Below are 22,125 nucleotides of genomic sequence, written 5' to 3' on the forward strand. Positions count from 1 at the left end.
GACCGGGATGCCGATCCTGTGGGCCCTGGCCAACCCGAAGATCGGCGAGCGGGAGGTCCTCGCCGCGATGCTGGAGGTCGAGGCCGGTGTCGTCGCAGAACATGACGGCATCCTGCTGATCTCGGACAAGGGATTCGCGTCCGGACCACTCGAGCGGCACCTCGCCGACCAGGGCATCACCCTGCTACGCCCGTCCCGCAAGCGGGAGAAGGCCCGCTACGGCGAACCGATGCTCAAGAAGGTCCGGCAGTTGATCGAGTCGGTCAACGACACCCTCAAGGGCCAGCTTGATCTTGAGGAACACGGTGGGCGGACCTTCGTCGGCGTCGCCGTACGGGTGGCCCAACGCCTCCTCGCGATGGCCGCCGCGATCTGGCACAACAACAAGACCGGCGCACCCGTCACCCGGTCCCTGATCGCCTACGACCACTGACCGGACTTCGGAACAACTCGTCTAGGTATCCCAGCCCTCAACTCGTGAGCGTTCTGCGCGGCGACGACCCGGTAACTGGGCGACTCGGCGCGGCAGGCGGACCTCGACCAACCCGAGGTCAGGGGTGAGGTGAAGGAATGCGTACGGGTAGGCAGTGGTCAGACGGCGAAGTCGGCTGGGCGGTCGGTGGCTGCCTTCGGCGGGGTAGCTTGCCAAACGCCGAGCTTCTGTGCGCCCAGCCGGCTCAGGTACGCCGGGTTGAGGATCACGTACCGGCGCCACAGCCGCTTCGGCTCCAGCCCGAGCCGCCACAGCCACTCCAGGGCGTACCGCTGCATCCAGGACGGCGGCTTGCGCAGCAGGCCGGCGTGGTAGTCGAAGGCCGCGCCGACCGCCATCAGCGGCATGTCCAGCAGCGGGCGCATCGCGTACGCGAAGATCTCCTGGCGGGGGCAGCCCAGCCCGACCAGCACCAGCCGGGCCCCGGAGTCCCGAATACGTTCGGCGATCTCAGCATCCTCACCAGGGCCGACGGCGCGGAACTTGGACGGCTCGACCCCGGCGAACTTCAACGCCGGGAACATCTGCTCCAGCTTCGGCACCAGCCGGTCCAGCGTCTCCTCGGTGGAGCCGTACAGGTAGACCGGAAGCCCTTCGTCGGCGCAGCGCTGCAGCACCCGCAGGGTGAGTGTCGGCCCGTAGACGCGGTCGGTAAGACCTGCGCCGTGCAGCAGGTTGAGGCCCCAGCGCACCGGTTGGCCGTCCGGGGTGACCAGGTCGAACGAGTTGAGCCGGGCGTTGTGCGCAGGGTCGAGGACCCCGGTCATCACCCCGTGTACGGCGAGTGCGGTCAGCGCCAGCGGCCGGCGCTCCCGGGCGGCGTCGACCACCCGCTCGGTGGCGGCCTCGTAGTCGACGGCGTCGACCAGCACCCCGAGCAGGTTGCGTTTGCCCTGGTCGATCATTTCCCGGGCACCCACTTGTCGACGTTGGCCTGGTAGATCTCCTGCAGGATCATCGGTACGTCGTAGACCTGCTTCCAGCCAGGGTAGTCCCGCTGGAAAGCGGCGTTCGAGCCGATCCACCACTGGTGGTCGCCGACCCGGTTCGCCTCCTGGTACTCGGTGATCATCTTTTCGCCGGTGATCTGCTCGGCGATGGCGAACGCCTCCAGGTGCGAGCAGTTGGAGTGCCGGCCGCCGCCGAGGTTGTAGACCGCCGCCGGGCGCGGGTCGCGGAAGAACGCCTCGAAGGCGGAGACCACGTCGTGGCTGTGGATGGCGTCGCGGACCATTTTGCCGCCGTACCCGAAGATCTTGTAGGTCCGTCGCTCCATGTTGCAGCGCATCAGGTAGCCGAGGAAGCCGTGCAGCTCGGTCGCCGAGTGCGCCGGGCCGGTCAGCGTGCCGCCCCGGAAGCAGGCGGTACGGATGCCGAAGTAGCGGCCGTACTCCTGCACCATGATGTCGGCGGCGACCTTCGACGCGCCGAAGACCGAGTGCAGGCAGGCGTCGATCGACATGTCCTCGGTGATCCCGCCGACGTACGGGTGGTCGGAGGCGATCTCCCAGCGGGTCTCCTGCTCGATCAGCGGCAGGCTGTTGGGCCGGTCGCCGTACACCTTGTTGGTGGAGCAGTGGATCACCGGTGCTTCCGGGCAGTGCTCCCGGACGTTCTGCAGCACGTTGAGCGTGCCGCCGGCGTTGACGTCGAAGTCGGTGAACGGGTCGCGCACCGCCCAGTCGTGCGACGGCTGCGCGGCGGTGTGGATCACCACGGCGATGTCCCGGCCGTACCGCCGGAACAGGCCCGCCAGGGCGTCGCGGTCGCGGATGTCGACCGCTTCATGGGTGTACGCCGTACCGAGGTCGCGCCGCAGCGTCTCGACGTTCCAGGCGGTGGACGCCTCGGGGCCGAAGAACTCGCGGCGCATGTCGTTGTCGATGCCCACCACGTCCAGGCCGAGGCCGGCGAAGTGCCGGGCCGCCTCCGATCCGATCAGACCGCCGGAACCGGTAACCAACGCGACGCTCACACGACACTCCTGAGCTGGGGGGTGGAGTAAACGGTCAACAGGATATCCGGGCGATATGTGAAGAAGGCCCCGCCGTCGGGCGGAGCCTTCTTGATCGTTACTAGCTGGCCCGGGCGGCTAGCACCGCCCGACCTGCTGGTGGGGAAGGGGGGAGTTGAACCCCCACGCCCTTTCGGGCACACGGACCTGAACCGTGCGCGTCTGCCATTCCGCCACTTCCCCGGATGCTGTCCGGGACAGTCGGTAGAAGACTAACCCGGCCGGTCCGTCCCGATCCCGGTGGGGGGTGTCGGTCGGGGCCACCCGCTGGCAGGTGCTGGGACATACTACGCTGTCCCTGGTCGCCCCGAGCTGGATATCGCCCGCGACGCCTGGCGAAGAGTAGCACGGGGCGGGTCGGTCGTTCGGGACAGGCCGGGAGCGGTGGTCGATCGGCGTGCGGGTGGCACGGGCGACGGCCGGATACCATCATGTCCTCGGAACCCGAGGAGGAGCCGGTGAGCGTGCTGCAACGCTTCGAGAAGCGTCTGGAAGGCCTAGTCGAAGGGGCCTTCGCCAAGGTGTTCAAGGGTGTCGTGCACCCGGTGGAGATCCTCAACGCGATGCAGCGGGAGGCTGAGGCCCACAAGGCGATCCTGGCCGGCGGGCGCACGCTGGTGCCCAACCGCTACGTGATCGATCTCTCGCCGTACGACCACAGCCGGCTGGCTCCGTACGCGGCTGCCCTGGCCCAGGAGCTCGCCCAGTCGCAGGCCGAGTTCATCGGTGAGCAGGCCTGGACGGTCTACGGCGACGTGATCGTCGAGATCGAGCGGGGCGACGGGCTTGACACCGGGATGTTCCGGGTGACCGCCGAGGTGTTCACCGGCGGCGACGTCGCGCCGGTGCAGCAGCCCGGGTACGACATGCCCGGCGGCGGTCAGGGCGGCTATCCGCCGTACGACCAGCAGGGCGGGGGGTACGGTCAACCGCCGCACTCGCCGGCCGGTGTCCGCAACGTACGGCTGGTCTCGGGTGACGGGCGGACCTATCCGCTGCAGATGGGTTCGACCGTGATCGGCCGGGGTGACCAGGCCAATCTGCGACTGCCGGACGTGGGGATCTCCCGCCGACACGCCCGGCTGGACTTCGACGGTGCTCAAGTGGTGCTGACCGATCTGGGGTCGACCAACGGGACCATGGTCAACGGGCAGCGGGTCTCCGCGGTGGCCCTGAACCCCGGTGACATGATCCAGCTCGGGACGACCACGCTCACGTTCCGAGTGGATGGCTAACCTTGCCCGAATTCGTCGTTGCCGTCGCCCGGGTCGGCTTCATCGTCCTGCTGTGGATCTTCGTGTTCACGGTGGTGGGGGTGATCCGTCGGGATCTGTTCGCCGGTGCCCGGTCCAGCCGCCTGGTCGCGGCTCCGCGCGGGGTCAGCAGCAGTACGGCACCGGCTCGGCCGGCCAAGGTCAAACGGGGGCGGGCCGCTCATCAGCTCGTAGTGACCGCAGGTCAGCTGGCTGGCACCAAAATTACTTTGGGTGAGTCTCCGATTACGATAGGTCGGGCAGAGGACTCCACCTTGGTCATCACCGATGACTACGCCTCGGCGCGACACGCCCGGCTGATGCCCCGGGACGGCCAGTGGTTCATCGAAGACACGGGTTCCACTAACGGGACCTACCTGGACCGCGCTAAGGTCACCGGACCTACCCCCGTACCCCTCGCCGTGCCGATCCGAATCGGCCGCACATCTCTTGAGTTACGGCCATGACTCTGACCCTGCGCTATGCCGCCCACAGTGACCGCGGACTGATCCGTGACGGAAACCAGGACTCCGTCTACGCCGGGCCGCGGCTGCTCGCCGTGGCCGACGGCATGGGCGGGATGGCCGCCGGTGACGTCGCCAGCAACATTGTCATCGGGGCACTGGCCCCGCTCGACGAGGACGTCCCCGGCGACGCCATGGTCGACGCCCTACGCGGGGCCGTCGGCCTGGCCAACCAGCACCTGCGGGACACCGTCGACGCCAACCCCCATCTGGAGGGGATGGGCACCACGCTGACCGCCACGCTCTTCTCCGGCAGCAAGATCGGCATGGTGCACATCGGCGACTCCCGGGCGTACCTGCTGCGCAACGGGGAGTTCGCGCAGATCACCAAGGACGACACCTACGTCCAGATGCTGGTCGACGAGGGGCGGATCAGTGCCGAGGAGGCCAGCAGCCACCCCCAGCGGTCACTGCTGACCCGGGCGCTGGACGGCCGGGACATCGACCCGGAGTACTCGGTACGCCAGGTCGTCGCGGGCGACCGCTACCTGATCTGCAGCGACGGGCTGTCCGGCGTGGTCAGCCCGGACACCATCGCCGAGACGCTGCGCGAGTACACCGATCCGGGCAAGTGCGTCGAACGCCTGGTCCAGTTGGCGCTGCGCGGCGGCGGCCCGGACAACATCACCGTCGTCGTCGCCGACGCCACCGACCAGAGCATCCGCGAGCAGGCACCGATCGTCGGCGGTGCCGCCGCCCGCGACCGGGGCATGGCCACCGCCGCCGACGACTCCACCCCGGCCGCCCGGGCCTCCGCCCTGTCCGCGCCCCGGGCCGCCGTACCGGGGCCGGCCGACACCGCCGGCACCGCGTCGGACGACGACCCGCAACGCCCCCGTCGCCGGCCGCTGCGCGCGGCGATCGTGCTGGTCGTGCTGGTCGGCATCCTCGGCGGCGGGGTCTGGGCCGGCTGGGCCTACACCCAACGGCAGTACTACGTCGGCGCCACCGGCGAGGGTCAGCTGGCGATCTTCCAGGGCATGCCGGGCGAGGTGGCCGGCGTCAGCCTCTCCACCGTGCACCAGACCAGCGACCTCGCCCTGGACGACCTGACCTCCGTCGCCCAGGACCGCGTCAAGCGCGGCATCCACGCCGGCAGCGAAGCCGAGGCGCAGCGGCACCTGCTGGAACTCACCCGGGACGACCCGGGCAACCCCAACCTGAAGCCGATCTGCCCGCCGACGCCCACCCCGACCCCGACGCCCACGCCGTCGGCGGAGGTCGACGCGACCGGTTCGCCGGGTGCCGCGCCCGACGGCCTCGTCTCCGGATCACCGACCGGCCCGGCGAACAGCCCGTCACCGGGCGACACCCCGAGCCCGTCCGGTGACCCGGAGAGCTCCCCGGACGCCCCGCCGGTCGAGCCGGTCCCGCCGGTCACCAACCCGGCCGGTTGCCGGACGGTCGGCTGAGGCCGGCGAGCGAGGTGAAGGAAACCCAGTGACCGCTTCAGTCGGACCCGCCCCGCCGGCCATCACCGGTGAGATGCCGCGGATCCGCCCCATCAGGACGCGGCGAAACGCCGAACTCGGCCTGTTGGCCCTCGCGCTCGCCGTGGTCGCGCTCTACTCGGCCGCGGCCGAAGCCGCCGTGCTCGGCACCATCCGGCCCGGCTTCTGGGTGCCGACCGCCGTGGTCGGCGCGGTCTTCGTCGGCCTGCACCTGGTCATCCGGTTCTTCGCCCCGCACGCCGACCCGGCCCTGCTGCCGGCGGTGGCCCTGCTCAACGGCATCGGCGTCGGTTTCCTGCGCCGCTACGACCTGGCCCAGGTGGCCGCCGCCGAACGGATCGACTACCCGATCTTCGCCGGCACCGGCGGGCGGCAACTGGCCTGGACCCTGGCCGCCGTGGTGCTCGCCGCCGGGCTGCTCGTCCTGGTCCGTGACCACCAGGTCGTCGCCCGGTACGCGTACACCCTCGGGCTGGCCGGGATCGTGCTGGTGCTGATCCCGGCGGTGCTGCCGGCGCGGTACTCCGAGGTCAACGGCGCCAAGCTGTGGATCATGATCGGCGGCTTTTCGATCCAGCCCGGTGAGTTCGCCAAGCTGGCCCTGCTGTCCTTCTTCGCGTACTACCTGGTCCGCAAGCGGGAAGTGCTGTCGCTGGCCAGCCGGCGGGTGCTCGGGATCGACTTTCCCCGGGGCCGGGACCTCGGCCCGGTGCTGGTGGTCTGGCTGCTCAGCGTCCTGGTCCTGGTCTTCCAAAAGGACCTCGGGACGTCGCTGCTCTACTTCGGCATGTTCGTGGTGACGCTGTACGTCGCCACCGAACGGGTCAGCTGGCTGATCATCGGTCTGCTGCTGTTCTTCGGCGGGGCGTTCCTGGCGTACCACCTGGGCAACATCGTCGGCGGCCCGTTCGCCAACTTCTACCAGCGGGCGAACATCTGGCTCGACCCGTTCTCCGACCCGTACGACGACGGCTACCAACTGGTCCAAGGGCTGCTCGGGCTCGGCACCGGCGGGCTGTTCGGCGCCGGACCCGGCGGCGGCCAGCCGTTGAAGGTGCCGGAGGTGCACAACGACTTCATCTTCGCCGGCCTCGGCGAGGAGATCGGCCTGTTCGGGCTCTCCGCGCTGCTGGTCGTCTACCTGCTGGTCGCGCAACGCGGGCTGCGGGCCGGCCTGGCGGTACGCGACTCGTTCGGCAAGCTGCTCGCCGGCGGCCTGGCGTTCACCCTCTCCCTGCAGGTCTTCGTGATCGTCGGCGGGATCAGCGGGCTGATCCCGCTGACCGGTCAGACCACACCGTTCCTGTCCGCCGGTGGCTCGTCGCTGATGGCGAACTGGCTGCTGGTGGCGATGCTGCTGCGGATCTCCGACGCCGGCCGCCGGCCGGTGGTGGGGGCCGAGCCCCGGCCGCCCGGTACGCCGACCGGACCACCTGCCCAGTTGCACGGCGCGCCGACGGAGGTGATCCGCCGATGAACGCCCCACTGCGCCGAGTCGGCGTGGTCATCATGGTTCTGTTCGGCCTGCTCTTCGTCAACCTCAACTGGGTCCAGGGCTACAAGGCCGAGGAGTACCGCACCAGCGACTACAACGGCCGGGTGCAGGTCGCCGAGTACGACCGGCAACGCGGCAACATCGAAGCCGGCGCCCGAGCCCTGGCCACCAGCACGCCGACCGACGGCGAGCTGCAGTACCTGCGGACCTACCCGGACAACGAGCTCTACGCGCACGTGATCGGCTACAAGCCGGTCAACCTGGCCGCCACCGGCGTGGAGAAGGCCGAAAACGAGTTCCTCGCCGGCACCAGCGACCAACTCTTCGCCGACCGGGTCCGGGACCTGTTCACCGGCGAGGAGACCGGCGGCGGGAACGTGCTGCTCACCATCAACCGGCGGGCGCAGGAGACCGCGTACCGGCAGCTGCTGGACAACCGGGTCGGGGTCGACGTGGGCGCGGCGGTGGCGCTCAATCCGCGTACCGGCGCGCTGCAGGCCCTGGTTTCGCTGCCCAGCTTCGATCCGAACCCGCTGGCCAGCCACGACACCGGGGCGGCCCAGGAGGCCTACAACGAGCTGGACAGCGACCCGAACCGTCCGCTGAACAACCGGGCCCTCGGCGAGGTGCTGCCACCCGGCTCCACCTTCAAGGTCGTCGTCGCGGCGGCGGCCCTGGAGAACGGCACCACCGTCGAGACGCCGATCTCCGCCGGCCCGGTCTACCGGCACCCTGACTCCGGCACCGACATCCGCAACGCCGTCGACTCCATCTGCCCCCAGGACGAGGTCACCCTGATCACCGCCCTGACCGACTCGTGCAACACCGGCTTCGCCAAGTTGGGTGTGGAGCTCGGCGCCGAGACGGTCAAGGCGAAGGCCCGCGACTTCGGCTTCGAGGACGAGGAGCTGGTCGTCGGACGGACCAGCGGTGACGACGGCCTGCCGGTCGCGGCCAGCCGGACCGGCGACATCGCCAACCCGGACGGCAGCGAGGACGGCGCGGCGCTGGCCCAGTCGTCAATCGGCCAGAACAACGTCCGGATGACCCCGCTGGAAGGCGCGATGATCGCGGCGGCGGTGGCCAACGGTGGCAGCCAGATGCGTCCGTACGTGATCCAGCAGCTGCTGCACGCCGACCGGACCAGCAGCTACTACACCGCGGACCCGCGGGAGCTGCGCCAGTCGGTGAGCGGGTCGGTCGCCGCCGACCTGCAGGAGATGATGGTCAGCGTGGTGCGCAACGGCACCGGCCGCAACGCCCGGATCGACGGCTACACCGTCGGCGGCAAGACCGGCACCGCGCAGGCCGGCGAGGGCGACGAGGACCACGGGTGGTTCATCGGCTTCGTGACGTCCGAGGACGGTGAGCCGATCTCGGCCGTCTGCGTACTGCTGGAAGGCGCCGGCGGCGGCGGGAGCGCGGAAGCGGCCCGGATCGCCGGGCAGATCATGCGGGCCCTCGTCGCCGAGCGTGAGGGGCGATGAGATGCTGAGTTCCGGAGTCCTGCTCGGCGGCCGCTACCGGCTCGACGAGCGGATCGCCAGCGGCGGGATGGGCGACGTGTGGCGCGGCACCGACGAGGTGCTCGGCCGTACCGTCGCGGTCAAGAGCCTGCTCCCCGCGTTGCTGGAGGAGCCCGGCTTCGCCGAACGGTTCCGCGGCGAAGCCCGGACCATGGCCACCATCAACCATCCCGGCGTGGTCGACGTCTACGACTACGGCAGCGACAAGCACATCGCCTTCCTGGTGATGGAGTACGTCGAGGGCGACGCGTTGTCGCGCACCCTGTCCCGGGTCGGGCGGCTCACCCCGGCCCGCACCATGGCGCTGATCGCCCAGGCCGCCGACGCGCTGCACGCGGCCCACGAGAAGGGCATCGTGCACCGCGACGTCAAGCCGGGCAACCTGCTGGTACGGCCCAACGGCACGCTGGTGCTGACCGACTTCGGCATCGCCCGCTCAGAGATCGTCGGCCAGTTGACCGCCGCCGGCTCGGTGCTCGGCACCGCCTCGTACATCTCTCCCGAGCAGGCGTCCGGCTCGGTCGCGACGCCGGCTTCCGACGTGTACGCGCTCGGCGTGGTCGCCTACCAGTGTCTGTCCGGTCGGCGGCCGTTCGAGGGCGACAATCCGCTGGAAATTGCCATGAAGCACGTGCGTGAGGTGCCGCGCGCGCTGCCGTCGGACATCCCACCGGTGGTCCGCAGCTTCGTCGAACGCGCGCTCGCCAAGGATCCGGCGGCACGCTGGCAGACCGCCGCCACGATGGCCGCCGTCTCCCGGCAGGCCGCCACCACGCTCGCCGGCCAGGCCCGGCCACCGGCCGGCCCGCACCGGCCACCACACGCTCAGCAGCACCCGGGCCAGCAACATCCTGGCCAGCAGCACCCCGGCCAGCACCCGGCCGCGCCCCGGCCCACGTCGGCAGCGCCGGTTTCGCCGATGGCGTCCGGCCCCGCACCCATGTCCCCCGGGCCGATGTCTCCGGGGCCGATGCACCCCGGCTCGGTGCCGCCCAATCCGGTGCCGCCCGGTCAGCGGCCGCCGCCGGGGCAGCCGATGCCCGGACCACCCGGCTACCTGCCCGCCACCACGCCGATGATGCCAGGCGGGTATCCGGCCGGCTACCATCACCCCGCCACCCCGACGCGGCAGCCCCTTCCCGCTTCGGGTCGTCCACCCAACCCGTACGGCTACAACCGGCCACCAGCCCCGCCCCAGCGGTCCGGTGGCCTGCACCGGCAAGTGTTCACCGTCCTGGCGATCATCCTCGGAGCGTTGATCGTGTTGCTCTGCACCGGGCTGGTCGCTTACCGGATCATCGACAGCGCCAGCAATTCGGCCGCTCTGGGGCAACCCGTGGTGCGATTGGTTACGGCTGAGAACCAGATGGCAGCCGGACACGTCGAAATCAGCGTGGGACCCGTACCGTCGATAGAAGCACCCGACTTGGTCCGACCCGATGACGACCAGACGAGCGAAGGACGACAAGGACGATGACCGCGCAGGCCCGCCTGCTAGGCGGCAGGTACCAGGTCGGCGAGTTGCTCGGCTACGGCGGTATGGCCGAGGTTCACCGCGGCCGTGACCTGCGGCTCGGCCGTGACGTCGCGATCAAGATGCTGCGCACCGACCTGGCCCGGGACCGGACCTTCCAGGAACGGTTCCGGCGGGAGGCGCAGAACTCCGCGTCGCTCAACCACCCGGCGATCGTCGCGGTCTACGACACCGGCGAGGAGTACGCCGCCACCGGCGAGCCGCTGCCGTTCATCGTCATGGAGTTCGTCAACGGCCGCACCCTCAAGGAGGTGCTCGCCGCCGAGGGCCGGCTGCACCCGCGTCGGGCCCTGGAATACTGCGCCGACGTCTGCGCCGCCCTGGAGTTCAGCCACCGGCACGGCATCATCCACCGGGACATCAAGCCCGGCAACGTCATGCTCACCCAGACCGACCAGGTCAAGGTGATGGACTTCGGCATCGCCCGCGCGCTGGCCAGCGGCGCGACCACGATGACCCAGACCTCGGCGGTGATCGGCACCGCGCAGTACCTCTCCCCGGAGCAGGCCCGCGGCGAGTCGGTGGACGCTCGATCCGACGTCTACGCAGCCGGCTGTGTGCTGTTCGAGCTGCTCTGCGGCCATCCGCCGTTCGTCGGGGACAGCCCGGTCAGCGTCGCCTACCAGCACGTCCGGGAGGACCCGCGGGCGCCGAGCGAGATCAACCGGGACGTCACCCCGGCGATCGACGCGATCGTGTTGAAGGCGCTGGCCAAGAACCCGGTCAACCGCTACCAGAGCGCCGGCGAGATGCGCGCCGACCTGCTGCGCGCCGCCTCCGGCCGGCCGGTGCTGGCCACCCCGGTGCTGCGCGACGACGAAACCGCGGCGATGGGCGCCACCGGGCGTACCGGCTCGACCCAGCGGATCCCCGGCGGCGTCGGCGGCCCGCCGCCGAGGCGGACCTCGCCGGCGGTCATCGCCGGCCTCAGCGCGCTGGGCGTCTTCGCGGTGATCGCCCTGGCCACCGGGCTGATCTGGATGAACTCCGGCCCCGACGAGCCGGTCACCGTCGATCTGCCCAACCTGGTCAACGAGCCGATCGAACAGGCCCAGCTGACCCTCACCGACCTGCAGCTGACAGCGGACGTCACCCCTCGCGACGACGCGAACTGTACGGTCAACACCGTCATCGAGCAGTCACCGGAGCCGGGCGCCGTCGAGCGGGGCTCCGAGGTGGCCCTCGTCGTCTGCTCCGGCCCGGGCAAGGTCCAGGTGCCCGACATGAAAGGCTTCACCCGCAGCGCCGCCGAGCAGCAGCTCACCGACCGAAAGCTGATCGCCGTCTTCGAGGAGGTGGACAGCTCGGCACCGAAGGACCAGGTGATCGAGGTGCCCAGCGCCGGCGAGTTGGTGGAGGTGGGCAGCGAGGTCGAGGTGCACGTCTCGCTCAACAATCTGCGGGACATGCCGAACGTCGTCGGCTACACCGAAGCCCAGGCCGTCGCGACGCTTGAAAACCGCGGCTTCGACCCGCGGGTGATCGACGGGGAGGAAGTCGACCCGGCCGATGCCGGCATCGTCACCAGCCAGAGTCCGAACAACGGCGAGCACCGGGTCAACTCCCGGGTGGAGATCGTCGTCTCCCAGCCCCGGCAGGAGGTGGAGCCGTCGCCGGACCCGACCGGCAGCCCGTCGCCGACCGGCTCACCCCCGACGACCAGCCCGCCACCGGGCGACGGTGATGGCGAGGGCGGTGGTGGTGGCTCCAGCACCCCAGGCAGCGGAGTGAGCGGCCTGCTGCCCACCGCGCCTGTCTCCCGGCTGTTCGACTGAGTCGCGGTCTGCGGTCCTAGCGGCCGGGCCTGCGCTCAGGCCGACACGAACGCGGCCCGCCGCCGGGTCTCCACCTCGGCGGCGAGCTGCGGTGCCCGCTGCCGGGCCTGCGGCAGACCGCACCCGGCCAGCCAGTTCGCCAGCATCAGATGGCCGCCCTCGGTGAGCACCGACTCGGGGTGGAACTGCACACCCTCGACCGGCAGGCTCCGGTGCCGCATCGCCATCACCACCCCGGACGCGGTACGGCCGGTGACCTCGATCTCGGCCGGCAGACTGTCCTCGCGTACCGCGAGGGAGTGGTAGCGGGTGGCGGTGAACGGGTCCGGCAGCCCGGCCAGCACCCCGACGCCCCGATGCTCGACCAGCGAGGTCTTGCCGTGCAGCAGCTCGGGAGCACGTTCGACGACCCCACCGAACGCGGCTCCGATCGCCTGGTGGCCGAGGCAGACGCCGAGGATCGGCAGCTGCCCGGCGTACCGCTCGATGACCTCCAGGCAGATGCCGGCGCTGTCCGGCGCACCCGGCCCGGGGGAGAGCAGCACGCCGGCCGCGCCGAGCCGGCCGACCTCGTCGACGGAGATCTCGTCGTTGCGCCGAACGTCGCAGTCGGCACCCAGCTGGCCGAGGTACTGAACCAGGTTGAACACGAACGAGTCGTAGTTGTCGATCACCAGTACGCGCACGCGGACACCTAGTTCTAGTCGCCGTTCACATCGGGTACGGGGTTGTTCGTCTCGGTGTCGTACGGCAGCTCGTAGTCGTCGGCGCTGCCACCGTCCGGGTCGCCACCGTCGCCGTCGGTGCCACCGTCGCCGTCGGTGCCACCGTCGGCCGGACCACCGTCACCGGGGTCGGTACCGGTGCCGCCGCCGTCCTCGGTCACCTGGACGTCGTCGAACGGCAGCAGCGGCTCCGCCCACGGGAAGACCACGTACCAGAGCAGGACGACCGTCAGCCCGGCGAGCAGCGCCGAACCGATCAGCTTGCCGGGCGTGCCGAACGGGAGCTTGCGCCAGATCCAGGCGTACATGGCTCAGCCGCCGAGTTCCGCCGGTCGGCCATCGGCCTTTGGCTGGCTGCGGACCAGCGCCGCGTGCACGATCAGCCGCTGGTAGTTGTCGAACTTCGGGTGGCAGGTGGTCAGGGTCAGCATCGCCTCGGTCGGCTGCGCCCGGCGGTCGCCGGGCACGGGGGCGACCACTTCGGTCTGGTTGGGCAGCACGATGTGGTTGCGGGTGACCGCGTACACGTGCCAGGTGTCCCGGTCCTCGACGACGATCGTGTCGCCGTCACCCAGCTCGTCCAGCCGCCAGAAGGTGGCCCGGTTGCGGTGCCCGGCCACCGAGAAGTTGCCGATCTCCCCGGGGCCGGCGCTGTCCGGGTAGTGACCCGGTGCGTACCGGATGTCGTCCTGGCCGACGCCCTCGACGACGATCCAGTTCTTGTCCAGCTTAGGGATGTAGAGCCCGGCGACCGGGGTGCCCTGCACCTGGATGGTGGGGGACGCCTCGGGCTCGGGCGTGGGGCCGTCGCTGACGACCGGCTCGGGCACTTCGGCCCACTGCTGGGCGAGCTGTTCGCTGAGCTCGTCCTGGTGGGCGTTGACGATGACCGACTTGCCCCAGATTTCGTAGCCAGCGAAGAGCAGCACCACCATGCCGAAGGTGATCAGCAACTCCCCGGTGATCCGGGCGGTGGTGCGCAGCGCGGTCCAGATGGTCGGCCGGGTCAGTTCGGAGTACACGCTCTTGTAACCGGTGTCGGTACGCTCCGGTCGCAACTTGACCACCCGCTCACCGCGGCGGGGTGCGGCACCGGGGCGCTCGCCGGGGCCAGGGCCCTGACCGGCGCCGGCCGGTGACTCACCACTCGGCGGCGGTTGGTAGCTGCTGATCACGACCGGTAGCACCGTGGTGGAGGCGGCCGGCTCGGCCGGGTAGGCCGGGATGACAGCGGTGCGGGCGGCATCGTCGCGCTCCGGCTGTCGGGGGCGCTGGTACTGGGCCAGTTGCTGCGGCGAGTAGCCGGGCGGGTGTTGATGCGCCGGGGACGTCGGGGCCGGGGCTGTTGCCGGATTTGGCCCACTGAAGCGGGGAAGCACGGTGGTCGAGTCGTCGGTGTGGTACGCGCGGTGCCGGCCCGAATCATCCGGTTGGTCGGGATAGCCAGGCACCCCGGGCCGGGTCATCGCGCCGACTCCGGAACGGTGGTGTGCCGCAGCGCTGCCGAGCCGTCGAACGCCGGCACGGTCAGCTCGGCTTCGATCGTCTCCTGGTAGCCCAGCTGGAAGTGGGTCACGGCGTCCCTGAACAACTGCACCCCTTCGGAGTCGGCCAGCGCCTGCTGCAGGGCGCTGGGGTCACCGATCGCGGCGATCCGAAATGGGGGCGAGTAGACCCCGCCGTGCAACAACAGCGTGTTCCCGACACAGCGTACCGCGCTGGTCGCCAACACCCGTACATTCATGATTGACATCGCTTCGGCGCCGCCGGCCCACAGTGCGTTGACCACTGCCTGTACGTCGCTCTGGTGCACCACCAGGTCGTCGTTGCTGGCACCGTCCGGCAGGTCGGTCAGCCGCGGCGCGTCGTCGAGTTCGATGATGACGCCCGGGCCGGCCAGCGCGGTGAAGCCGGCCGCCGACCGGTTCGCGTCGATTCGGGCCTGCTGCCGGGCGATCGGCTCGTCCGACCCGGCGACCAGCTCCGTCTGCTGGTCGACCTGGTCGCGCAGTTGGGCGGCGCGTTCCTCGGCGGCGGCCAGCTGGGTACGTCGGTCGTCGATCAGCTGCGCGAGTTGTGGTCGACGGTCCTCCCGCAGACTGGTGCCGCTGGCGGTGGTGGCGGTCGTGGTGAACAGTAGGCCGGCGAGCAGCGCGATCAGCGGTACGCCGGCGGACCAGCCGGGCTGCTCCGCGCCGCGCCGGCGACGCAGCAGCCCGCGAACGGCGCGCCGGACCACGTCCCGCCAGGACGCGCTGCCGGAGGTGTACTCCACCTCGGCCCCCTCTCCGCCTGCCAGCCATCGACAAGTGTCCGCATAATGGACCACCTGAGCGGTCTATCGCACCTGGTGGACCTGGTTGTGCCCAAATGTCGCTGCTGCCGTGCTGCGGCCCGTGGCCGGATCGCGGCAACTTGACTACGCTAGCTCTTGAACATTATTGGCCATGGACCGTCGCCGCTGCGTCCGGTTGCCGGGCCGGATGATAGCCACCAGGAGAGCGTCGTGCCCAAGTCGCAGGTTCGCAAGAAGAAGGTCTACACCCCGCCGACCGACGTCCGCCCGACCCAGACGGCTGCCACCCGCAAGCCGAGTCCGGTCTGGCTGCCGATCAGCGCCGTCTCGTTGATCGTCTTCGGCATCGGCTGGCTGGTCGTCTACTACCTGTCGGAGACCGCCTACCCGGTCGCCTCCTGGGGCTACTGGAACCTGGCGATCGGGTTCGGTGCCATGGTGAGTTCGCTGATCCTGCTCTCCCGCTGGCGCTGACCCGGTTCACAGTCGGTCCGCAGTCGGCCCGTCAGTGCCACCCAAGGTCGGTCGGTGTCCCCGAGGATGCCGGCCGACCTGCTGTTTTGTCGGGAGCCGGGCGCTGGCGTGGCGGCGACGCTGCCATAGGGTGGCGAGTACCGGTCGCCGGTGCGGTGCGACGCTCGTCACATTACCCATGGGTAACTTGGCGGTAGGCTGAAGCTCCGTGGCCGGCCTTCCGGTCACTCTGCCGCTCGTCCGCAGCACACCGGGAGGCCAACGAATGGGTACGGTCCAGATCGTCACCACGGTGGTCGCCGCCATCGTCACCGCCGTCGCGGTGGTGCTCGCCGGCCGGGCGGTCTGGCAGTTCGTCTCGATCATCCGACTCGGTGAGGCCGACCCGCACCGCACCGGTGACCCGGCCACCCGGGCGAAGGTGATGCTGAGCGAGACCCTCGGCCACACCCGGATGCTCAAATGGAGCGTCGTCGGGGCGGCCCACTGGTTCGTCATGGTCGCCTTCATCGTGCTCTCCATCCTCGTACTGGAGGCGTACTTCGAGGTGGTCGACGCCGGCGGCGGCATTCCGGTGATCGGCGGTTGGCTGCCGTACGGGCTGGTCACCGAGCTCATCTCGATCCTCGGCATGCTGGGTATCGGCGTGCTGATCGGGATCCGGCTGGCGAACCGGCCGACCCGGACCGGCGGCCGGTCACGGTTCACCGGCTCGACGATGTGGCAGGGCTACTTCGTCGAAGCCGTCGTGCTGGCCGTACTGATCTGCGGGTTCTTGATCCGCGGCTTCCGGGTGGCCACCGACCACTTCGACTTCCCGGTCTGGGCCACCCCGGTGAGCCACGCGCTCGGTGCCGTCCTGCCCGCCTCCGAGTCGGCGATCAGCATCACCGCCCTGGTCAAGATCCTCATCTCGATGACCTGGTTGATCGTCATCGCGTTGACGCTGACCATGGGGGTGGCCTGGCACCGGTTCGCCGCCTTTTTCAACATCTACTTCAAGCGGGACCCCGGCCGGCCCAACTCCGGCCTCGGCGCGCTGCGGCCGATGATGAGCGACGGCAAGCCGCTCGACTTCGAAGAGGCCGACCCGGAGTCCGATCAGTTCGGGGTCGCCCAGGTCGAACAGTTCAGCTGGAAGGGCCTGCTCGACTTCACCACCTGTACGGAGTGTGGCCGCTGCCAGTCGCAGTGCCCGGCCTGGAACACCGGTAAGCCGCTGTCACCGAAGCTGCTCGTGCTGTCGCTGCGCGACCACGCCTACGCCAAGGCGCCGTACCTGCTCGCCGGCGGCGGCAAGGACCTCACCGGCGAGGAGAAGGGTACGGCCGAACAACTCGCCAAGGTCGACGCCCTGGCGCTGGCCGAGGCCGACCGCCCGCTGATCGGCGGTGCCGACGACGGCGGCGTCATCGACCCGGACGTTCTCTGGTCGTGCACCACCTGCGGGGCCTGCGTGGAGCAGTGCCCGGTGGACATCGAACACGTCGACCACATCGTCGACATGCGCCGCTACCAGGTGCTGATCGAGTCGAGCTTCCCCAGCGAGGCCGGCGTGATGCTGCGTAACCTCGAGAACAAGGGCAACCCGTGGGGTGCTCCGCCGAACACCCGGGAGGACTGGACCAAGGGGCTCGACTTCGCGGTCCCCCGAGTCGGCGAGGTGGACGACTTCGAGTACCTGTTCTGGGTCGGCTGCGCCGGCGCGTTCGAGGACCGGGCCAAGAAGACCACCCGCGCGGTGGCTACCCTGCTGCACGAAGCTGGCGTCGACTTCGCCATCCTCGGCGAGGGCGAGACCTGCACCGGCGACCCGGCCCGCCGGATCGGCAACGAGTTCGTCTTTCAGATGCTGGCCCAGCAGAACGTCGAGACCCTCAACGAGGCGTTCGGCGACCGGGAGCCGGCGAGACGCAAGATCGTCGCGACCTGCCCGCACTGCTTCAACACCCTCGGCAACGAGTACGGCCAGCTCGGCGGCCACTTCGACGTCGTACACCACACCCAGCTGCTGGCCCACCTGGTCGCCGCCGGCAAGCTCACCCCGGTCACCCCGGTCGACGGTGGGTTGACCTACCACGACCCGTGCTACCTGGGCCGGCACAACCGGGTGTTCAGCCCGCCCCGGGAGGTGCTCGGCGCCGCATTGACCGCAGGTGCCGAGGCGGGCGGCGACCCGGCCCAGCTGCGGGAGATGCCGCGCAACTCCGAACGCTCATTCTGCTGCGGTGCCGGCGGGGCGAGGATGTGGATGGAGGAGCGGATCGGCAAGCGGGTCAACGTCGACCGGGTCGAGGAGGCGCTCTCCACCGGGGCGCAGACCATCGCGGTCGGTTGCCCGTTCTGCTACACCATGCTCGGCGACGGGGTCACCGGCAAGCAGTCCAGCGGCGCGGCGGACGAGAACGTCGAGGTCGTCGATGTGGCGACGGTGCTGCTCAGGTCGGTCAAGCCGGCGGTAGCATCTTCGGCGTCATCGTCATCGTCATCTTCGGCGTCGGCGTCGGCGTCGGCCGAGGAGTAGGGAGAAGCGGGTGCTGGGTTGGGCCCGCGAGTTCCTCGCCCAGCCCTGGCCGTTCCTCACCCTGGCGGTGCTGGCCGGCGTGAGCCTGCTGGTGCACCGGCCGGTCGCCGTACGGCTCGGCTGGGCACGCTGGCCGACGCTCGGGATGCTCCTCGGCGCCGCCGCGATCACCGCGCTCACCCTGCCGCCGGCACCGGCCGGTACCGGCGTACCGCTCGCTCCCGGGGCCTCCGTTTCCGGCCCGAACGGGGAGGTCCTGACCGCGTGCCTCCGGTCACTCACCGATCCGGCGGTGCTGTGGTCCGGGCTGGTCACCGTCGATTCGCTCGGTGAACGGGTCGGCAACGTGGTGATGTTCGTGCCGCTGGCGTTCTGTGCCGTCCTGGCGGTCCGCCGGCCAGCGCTGGCCACTGGGCTGCTCCTGCTGGCCCCGGCCGGCGTCGAAGTCGCCCAGGCGGTGCTCGGCGTCGGCCGCGAGTGTGTCGGCTACGACTGGGTCAACAATGCGACCGGGGTGCTGATCGGGGCGGTCGGCGGCGGCATCGTCCGGTTGCTGTGGCGGCGGTTCGCACCGGCGCGTACCAGGGTCAGCTAGCTACCAGTCGCGACATCGGTGGCGGTGACGACGCCGCGGGCGACCGTTGCCCGGTACCCGTCGACGACGTCGGTGGTCGCGGCGATCGGCCAGGTCGCCGGCCCGAGCACAGCGGACAGGTGGCGCTGCGCGTCCAAGGGCTGTGCGGCACCGGTGTCAGGTACGTCGAGTGCGTTCAGCAGGCAGGCCAATGCGGCGGTACGCGGTTCGACCGGTCCGGCACCGCGCTCGGCGGCGGCCAGCCGTCGCCGGGTCGCCGTCTCGGCGGGCGGTTCGACGCCGTCCGGCGGAGCGAACCTGGTCCGGGGCAGCACCCAGAGCACCCGGTCCCGTTCCCGGCGGAGCACTCCCGAGGCGACCAGCCCGTCGAGCACCTCGTCGACTACACCGTGGGACAGATCGACCACCCAGTCGCGGGTCGCGCGGCCGGGCTCGGCCTGGATCCTGGTCCGTGCCCGGTCGAGCAGCTTCCGACCCTGCCCTCGACCCGGGTCGTCCTCGGCCGGGACACCGTGAGCCGGGTTGTCGCTGGCCTGGCTGTCTTCGGCCGGGTTGCCGCTGGCCTGCACCCGGCCGTCCGCATCGATCGAAAGCTGCCCGCCTACGGCGAGGTCGCACAACACTGCCCCGGCGACCGCGTAGTCGAGCTCGGGGGATGCGACGGTCGCGGTTCCGGAATCGTCATAGCTGAGCAGGACCAGCTCTTCCGCGATGCTGAGCGACGTCATACCGTCACGCTAACCGCCCAGAGCGGTGACTGCAGGAGAAGCGGTGGCTGCGGGAGAAGCAGCGGCTGCGGGCGGCGACGAGCGGTTGCTTCGGATGAAGCAGGGACAGCAGGCGGTCTTGAACGAACACCGCGCTTTCCAATAAGGTGATGCACCGACCGCTGCGGATGTCGGCCTCCGTACCCCCGCCCGTGAGGCCCCAGCGATCGAACCATTGAAGGAGTCGCTGCCAATGGCACGTGCGCTCGCAAATTCGCACATCCATCGTCACAGTGGGTCCCGATATCGATGCGGAGAGCGTCGACCCATGCGCTTTATGCGGCGCAGTGCGATTGCGCTGTTGCTCGCCGTAACCGCGTTGGTCTCCCCGGCTGGGCCGGCCCACGCCGAGCCGACGCTGGCTGAGATCGAAGCCGAGTTGGACGCCCAGTGGCTGAAACTGGAACCGGTCATTGAGCAGTACAACAAGGTGCACAGCGAGCTCAAGGCCAACGAGAAGAAGGCGGCCGCGCTCGACGAGAAGATCCGCCCCCTGTCGCTGCAGGCCAACCTGGCGGCGGACGAGATCGGCGAGGTGGCCAACCGCTATTACCGGACCGGGCCGTCGAGCGAACTGAACGCCCTGCTCCGGACCGGATCACCGACCAGCCTGGCGGATCAGCTCGTGGTGCTGGACCGGATCTCCAAGCGTCGGCAGGAAAAGATCACCGCCGTTCTGGACACCCGGGACCGCTATCTCGCCGAGCGGCAGGCGCTGGACGAGCTGATCGCGAAGCAGCAGGCACAGGACAAGACGCTCGCCGAGCAGCGCAAGGCCATCGACGCCGAAATCAAGCGGCTGGAACGGGCGCGAAACGCCGCGTACCAGTCAACCGGCTACACCGGCGGATCCGGTGCCTCCGGCCCGTGCCCGGCGGTGTCGGTCGGCGGAGCCGCCGGAACCGCGGTCCGCACCGCGTGCGCACAGCTCGGTAAGCCGTACGTCTGGGGTGCCACCGGGCCGAACGCCTTCGACTGTTCCGGCCTGACCCAGTACGCCTGGGCAAGTGCCGGTGTCAGCCTCACGCATTACACCGGAACTCAGTGGAATCAGGGCAGTTCGGTCAGCCGCGCCAACGCCAAACCAGGGGATCTCGTATTCTTCTTTAGTGATCTGCATCACGTGGGGATCTACATCGGTAATGGCCTGATGGTGCACGCTCCACGCGCGGGTCAACCCGTGCAGATGGAGAACATCGACAACATGCCGCTCGCCGGATTCAAGCGGGTCGGCTGATCGCGGCAGGTCAGCACGCTCGCCGAGGCGATCTGAGTGACGCGCGTCGGTGGGCCGAACGTATGGGCGGACCGGTATGAACGGGCCGGTCCGCCCAGCAAGATTCGAACGCTTGAACGACGACAGCCTATGCACGATACGCAATCGGATGTGTACGCAAAGAGATAGTCCGTGTTCTCGCTTGCGTAGCGAGAACACCGCTCTCTACCCTTGGGGATCGTCGAGTCGGGAGGACGTCAACCAACCGGGTTGACCTCGGCCTGACACCGCCTAATCGCCGCCTGACGGCGAGCCGGGGACCCACGGCACTCCCGGGGTGAATCCGCAGGCCACTGCGGTAGGGCGTCTCCTTTCCGCCCGAACCCGTCAGCTAACCCGGTAGGCGGTCTGGGGAGAAGGAGTCCGGTGGCTACGAGCGCCCCTCGGCGGTACCTCCGGTGGTCCAGCCGCGACCATCGGCGAAAAACGCCGCACGACCCTCGACGAATACTCAACGCGTTGATCGCCGCCACGACCGGCGTCGGTCTGCTGCTGGTCGGAGCTCCGGCGCAGGCGCAGCCGACCGTCGCCGAGATCGAGTCGCAGATCGACGAGGTCTGGGCCGAGCTCGAACCGACGATCGAACGGCACAACGCCGTACGGCAGGACCTTGCCGCCAAGAAGAAGCAGGCGGACGAACTGCAAAAGAAGATCAAGCCGCTGCAGATCCAGATCGACCTGGCGATGGACCGGGTAAGCGAGTTCGCCGCCCGGTCGTACAAGGGCGGTAGTCCGTCGGTCTTCAACGCGATCCTGACCAACGGCAAGCCGACCCACCTCGCCGACCAGCTCGAGCTGCTGGACCAGTTCGCCCGGCGGCAGGCCCGCGACGTCCAGGCCGTCGTCGACCTCAAGAACGAGTACGCCGCGAAGAAAGCCCCACTCGACGATCTGATCGTCGAGCTGACCAGCACCGAGGCTGAGCTGGCGGCGAAGGCCAAGGAGATCGACGCCGAGGTCGACCGGTTGCAGGACCTGCGACTGGAGGCGTACGGCTCGACCAACACCCTCGGCTCGCTGCGTCCCGCGCCCTGCCCGGCGACCTACCCCGGCGGTGCGGCCGGCAAGGCGGTCACCTTCGCCTGTGCGCAGATCGGCAAGCCGTACGTGTGGGGTTCAGCGGGACCGGGCAGCTACGACTGTTCGGGTCTCACCTTGGCCGCCTGGGCGCAGGCCGGCGTCTCGCTGCCGCACAACGCCGCTCGGCAGCGTCAGGTGACCGCCAACGTCAGCCGGGACGAGTTGCGCCCCGGCGACCTCATCTTCTACTACAGCGGGCTCTCCCACGTTGGCATGTACGTGGGTGACGGCTGGATCGTGCACGCCTCCCAGGCGGGCGAACCGGTGCAGATGCGCAAGATCGGTTCGAGTGTGCACAGTTACGGCAGGCCTGGTTAGACCTG

The 22,125-nt window shown here is 69.8% G+C and carries 19 protein-coding genes, 1 tRNA gene, 1 pseudogene and 1 riboswitch; of the genes and pseudogenes, 13 read left to right on the forward strand and 8 right to left on the reverse strand.

What is annotated here, in order from left to right; translation table 11 throughout:
- Positions 1–433 (forward strand): transposase (locus ACFHWT_RS16960; protein WP_416595622.1); only part of this gene is annotated, 433 nt, incomplete at its 5' end.
- Between the two features lie 158 nt (positions 434–591).
- Here ACFHWT_RS16960 and ACFHWT_RS16965 read toward each other — a convergent pair.
- From ACFHWT_RS16965 to ACFHWT_RS16975, 3 genes are all read right to left on the reverse strand, one after another.
- Positions 592–1,398, reverse strand: a complete 807-nt coding sequence (locus ACFHWT_RS16965; RefSeq protein ID WP_416595695.1) for a WecB/TagA/CpsF family glycosyltransferase — start codon at positions 1,396–1,398, stop codon at positions 592–594.
- Positions 1,395–2,468, reverse strand: a complete 1,074-nt coding sequence (locus ACFHWT_RS16970; RefSeq protein WP_416595623.1) for an NAD-dependent epimerase/dehydratase family protein — start codon at positions 2,466–2,468, stop codon at positions 1,395–1,397. The genes ACFHWT_RS16965 and ACFHWT_RS16970 overlap by 4 nt, the downstream gene beginning before the upstream one ends.
- A 136-nt stretch (positions 2,469–2,604) precedes the next feature.
- Positions 2,605–2,690, reverse strand: a tRNA-Leu gene (locus tag ACFHWT_RS16975).
- A gap of 248 nt (positions 2,691–2,938) precedes the next feature.
- Here ACFHWT_RS16975 and ACFHWT_RS16980 point away from each other — a divergent pair.
- The 7 genes from ACFHWT_RS16980 to pknB all read left to right on the forward strand — a co-directional run bounded on the left by ACFHWT_RS16980 (position 2,939) and on the right by pknB (position 12,065).
- A complete protein-coding gene (locus ACFHWT_RS16980) occupies positions 2,939–3,742 on the forward strand; it encodes an FhaA domain-containing protein (RefSeq protein ID WP_416595624.1) in 804 nt (267 codons plus the stop codon).
- A gap of 2 nt (positions 3,743–3,744) precedes the next feature.
- Positions 3,745–4,227: an FHA domain-containing protein FhaB/FipA gene (locus ACFHWT_RS16985; RefSeq protein WP_278172744.1), complete on the forward strand. Its 483-nt coding sequence runs from the start codon at positions 3,745–3,747 to the stop codon at positions 4,225–4,227.
- Positions 4,224–5,696 carry a PP2C family protein-serine/threonine phosphatase gene (locus tag ACFHWT_RS16990; protein WP_416595625.1) on the forward strand — a complete coding sequence of 491 codons (1,473 nt, stop codon included), beginning with the start codon at positions 4,224–4,226 and terminating at the stop codon, positions 5,694–5,696. Before ACFHWT_RS16985 ends, ACFHWT_RS16990 begins: the two co-directional genes overlap by 4 nt.
- A 73-nt stretch (positions 5,697–5,769) precedes the next feature.
- Positions 5,770–7,212: an FtsW/RodA/SpoVE family cell cycle protein gene (locus tag ACFHWT_RS16995; RefSeq protein WP_416595696.1), complete on the forward strand. Its 1,443-nt coding sequence runs from the start codon at positions 5,770–5,772 to the stop codon at positions 7,210–7,212.
- On the forward strand, positions 7,209–8,717 hold the full coding sequence (locus ACFHWT_RS17000; RefSeq protein WP_416595626.1) for a penicillin-binding transpeptidase domain-containing protein: 1,509 nt from the start codon (positions 7,209–7,211) through the stop codon (positions 8,715–8,717). Before ACFHWT_RS16995 ends, ACFHWT_RS17000 begins: the two co-directional genes overlap by 4 nt.
- A gap of 1 nt (position 8,718) precedes the next feature.
- Positions 8,719–10,233: a protein kinase domain-containing protein gene (locus ACFHWT_RS17005; protein ID WP_416595627.1), complete on the forward strand. Its 1,515-nt coding sequence runs from the start codon at positions 8,719–8,721 to the stop codon at positions 10,231–10,233.
- A complete protein-coding gene (pknB, locus tag ACFHWT_RS17010) occupies positions 10,230–12,065 on the forward strand; it encodes a Stk1 family PASTA domain-containing Ser/Thr kinase (RefSeq protein ID WP_416595628.1) in 1,836 nt (611 codons plus the stop codon). Before ACFHWT_RS17005 ends, pknB begins: the two co-directional genes overlap by 4 nt.
- 35 nt (positions 12,066–12,100) lie before the next feature.
- Here the strand turns inward: pknB and ACFHWT_RS17015 are convergent, their stop codons facing one another.
- The 4 genes and pseudogenes from ACFHWT_RS17015 to ACFHWT_RS17030 all read right to left on the reverse strand — a co-directional run bounded on the left by ACFHWT_RS17015 (position 12,101) and on the right by ACFHWT_RS17030 (position 15,065).
- Entirely contained in the window at positions 12,101–12,751 is a 651-nt protein-coding gene (locus ACFHWT_RS17015) for an aminodeoxychorismate/anthranilate synthase component II (protein WP_416595629.1), read from the reverse strand.
- A 14-nt stretch (positions 12,752–12,765) separates the two neighbouring features.
- A complete protein-coding gene (locus ACFHWT_RS17020) occupies positions 12,766–13,098 on the reverse strand; it encodes a hypothetical protein (protein WP_416595630.1) in 333 nt (110 codons plus the stop codon).
- A gap of 3 nt (positions 13,099–13,101) precedes the next feature.
- A pseudogene (locus tag ACFHWT_RS17025) lies at positions 13,102–14,142 on the reverse strand (class E sortase); the annotation flags it as partial.
- A 110-nt stretch (positions 14,143–14,252) separates the two neighbouring features.
- The gene (locus ACFHWT_RS17030) at positions 14,253–15,065 is read right to left on the reverse strand and encodes a DUF881 domain-containing protein (RefSeq protein ID WP_416550977.1); all 813 of its coding nucleotides are present in this window, start codon (positions 15,063–15,065) and stop codon (positions 14,253–14,255) included.
- A gap of 231 nt (positions 15,066–15,296) precedes the next feature.
- On the opposite strand from ACFHWT_RS17030, the gene ACFHWT_RS17035 reads away from it, so the two are divergent.
- The 3 genes from ACFHWT_RS17035 (at position 15,297) to ACFHWT_RS17045 (ending at position 18,679) form a co-directional block, all read left to right on the forward strand.
- Positions 15,297–15,560 carry a cell division protein CrgA gene (locus ACFHWT_RS17035; RefSeq protein ID WP_123606549.1) on the forward strand — a complete coding sequence of 88 codons (264 nt, stop codon included), beginning with the start codon at positions 15,297–15,299 and terminating at the stop codon, positions 15,558–15,560.
- Positions 15,561–15,825: 265 nt separating this feature from the next.
- Positions 15,826–18,084 carry a heterodisulfide reductase-related iron-sulfur binding cluster gene (locus ACFHWT_RS17040; RefSeq protein ID WP_416595631.1) on the forward strand — a complete coding sequence of 753 codons (2,259 nt, stop codon included), beginning with the start codon at positions 15,826–15,828 and terminating at the stop codon, positions 18,082–18,084.
- Between the two features lie 10 nt (positions 18,085–18,094).
- Positions 18,095–18,679 (forward strand): VanZ family protein, encoded by a 585-nt coding sequence (locus ACFHWT_RS17045; protein ID WP_416595632.1) that lies wholly within the window; start codon positions 18,095–18,097, stop codon positions 18,677–18,679.
- On the opposite strand, the gene ACFHWT_RS17050 is transcribed toward ACFHWT_RS17045, so the two are convergent.
- Entirely contained in the window at positions 18,676–19,407 is a 732-nt protein-coding gene (locus ACFHWT_RS17050) for a GOLPH3/VPS74 family protein (protein WP_416595633.1), read from the reverse strand. The two genes, ACFHWT_RS17045 and ACFHWT_RS17050, sit on opposite strands and share 4 nt — an antisense overlap.
- A 316-nt stretch (positions 19,408–19,723) precedes the next feature.
- Between ACFHWT_RS17050 and ACFHWT_RS17055 the strand changes: the two genes are divergently transcribed.
- Together ACFHWT_RS17055 and ACFHWT_RS17060 are read left to right on the forward strand one after the other, a co-directional pair.
- Positions 19,724–20,683, forward strand: a complete 960-nt coding sequence (locus ACFHWT_RS17055; RefSeq protein ID WP_416595697.1) for an NlpC/P60 family protein — start codon at positions 19,724–19,726, stop codon at positions 20,681–20,683.
- Between the two features lie 257 nt (positions 20,684–20,940).
- A riboswitch (cyclic di-AMP (ydaO/yuaA leader) is annotated at positions 20,941–21,083 on the forward strand.
- Between the two features lie 98 nt (positions 21,084–21,181).
- Entirely contained in the window at positions 21,182–22,120 is a 939-nt protein-coding gene (locus ACFHWT_RS17060) for an NlpC/P60 family protein (RefSeq protein ID WP_416595634.1), read from the forward strand.
- Positions 22,121–22,125 lie beyond the last annotated feature (5 nt).

The organism is Micromonospora sp. LOL_021, from assembly GCF_048060215.1.
In the GTDB taxonomy this organism is placed as follows: Bacteria; Actinomycetota; Actinomycetes; order Mycobacteriales; family Micromonosporaceae; genus Micromonospora_E.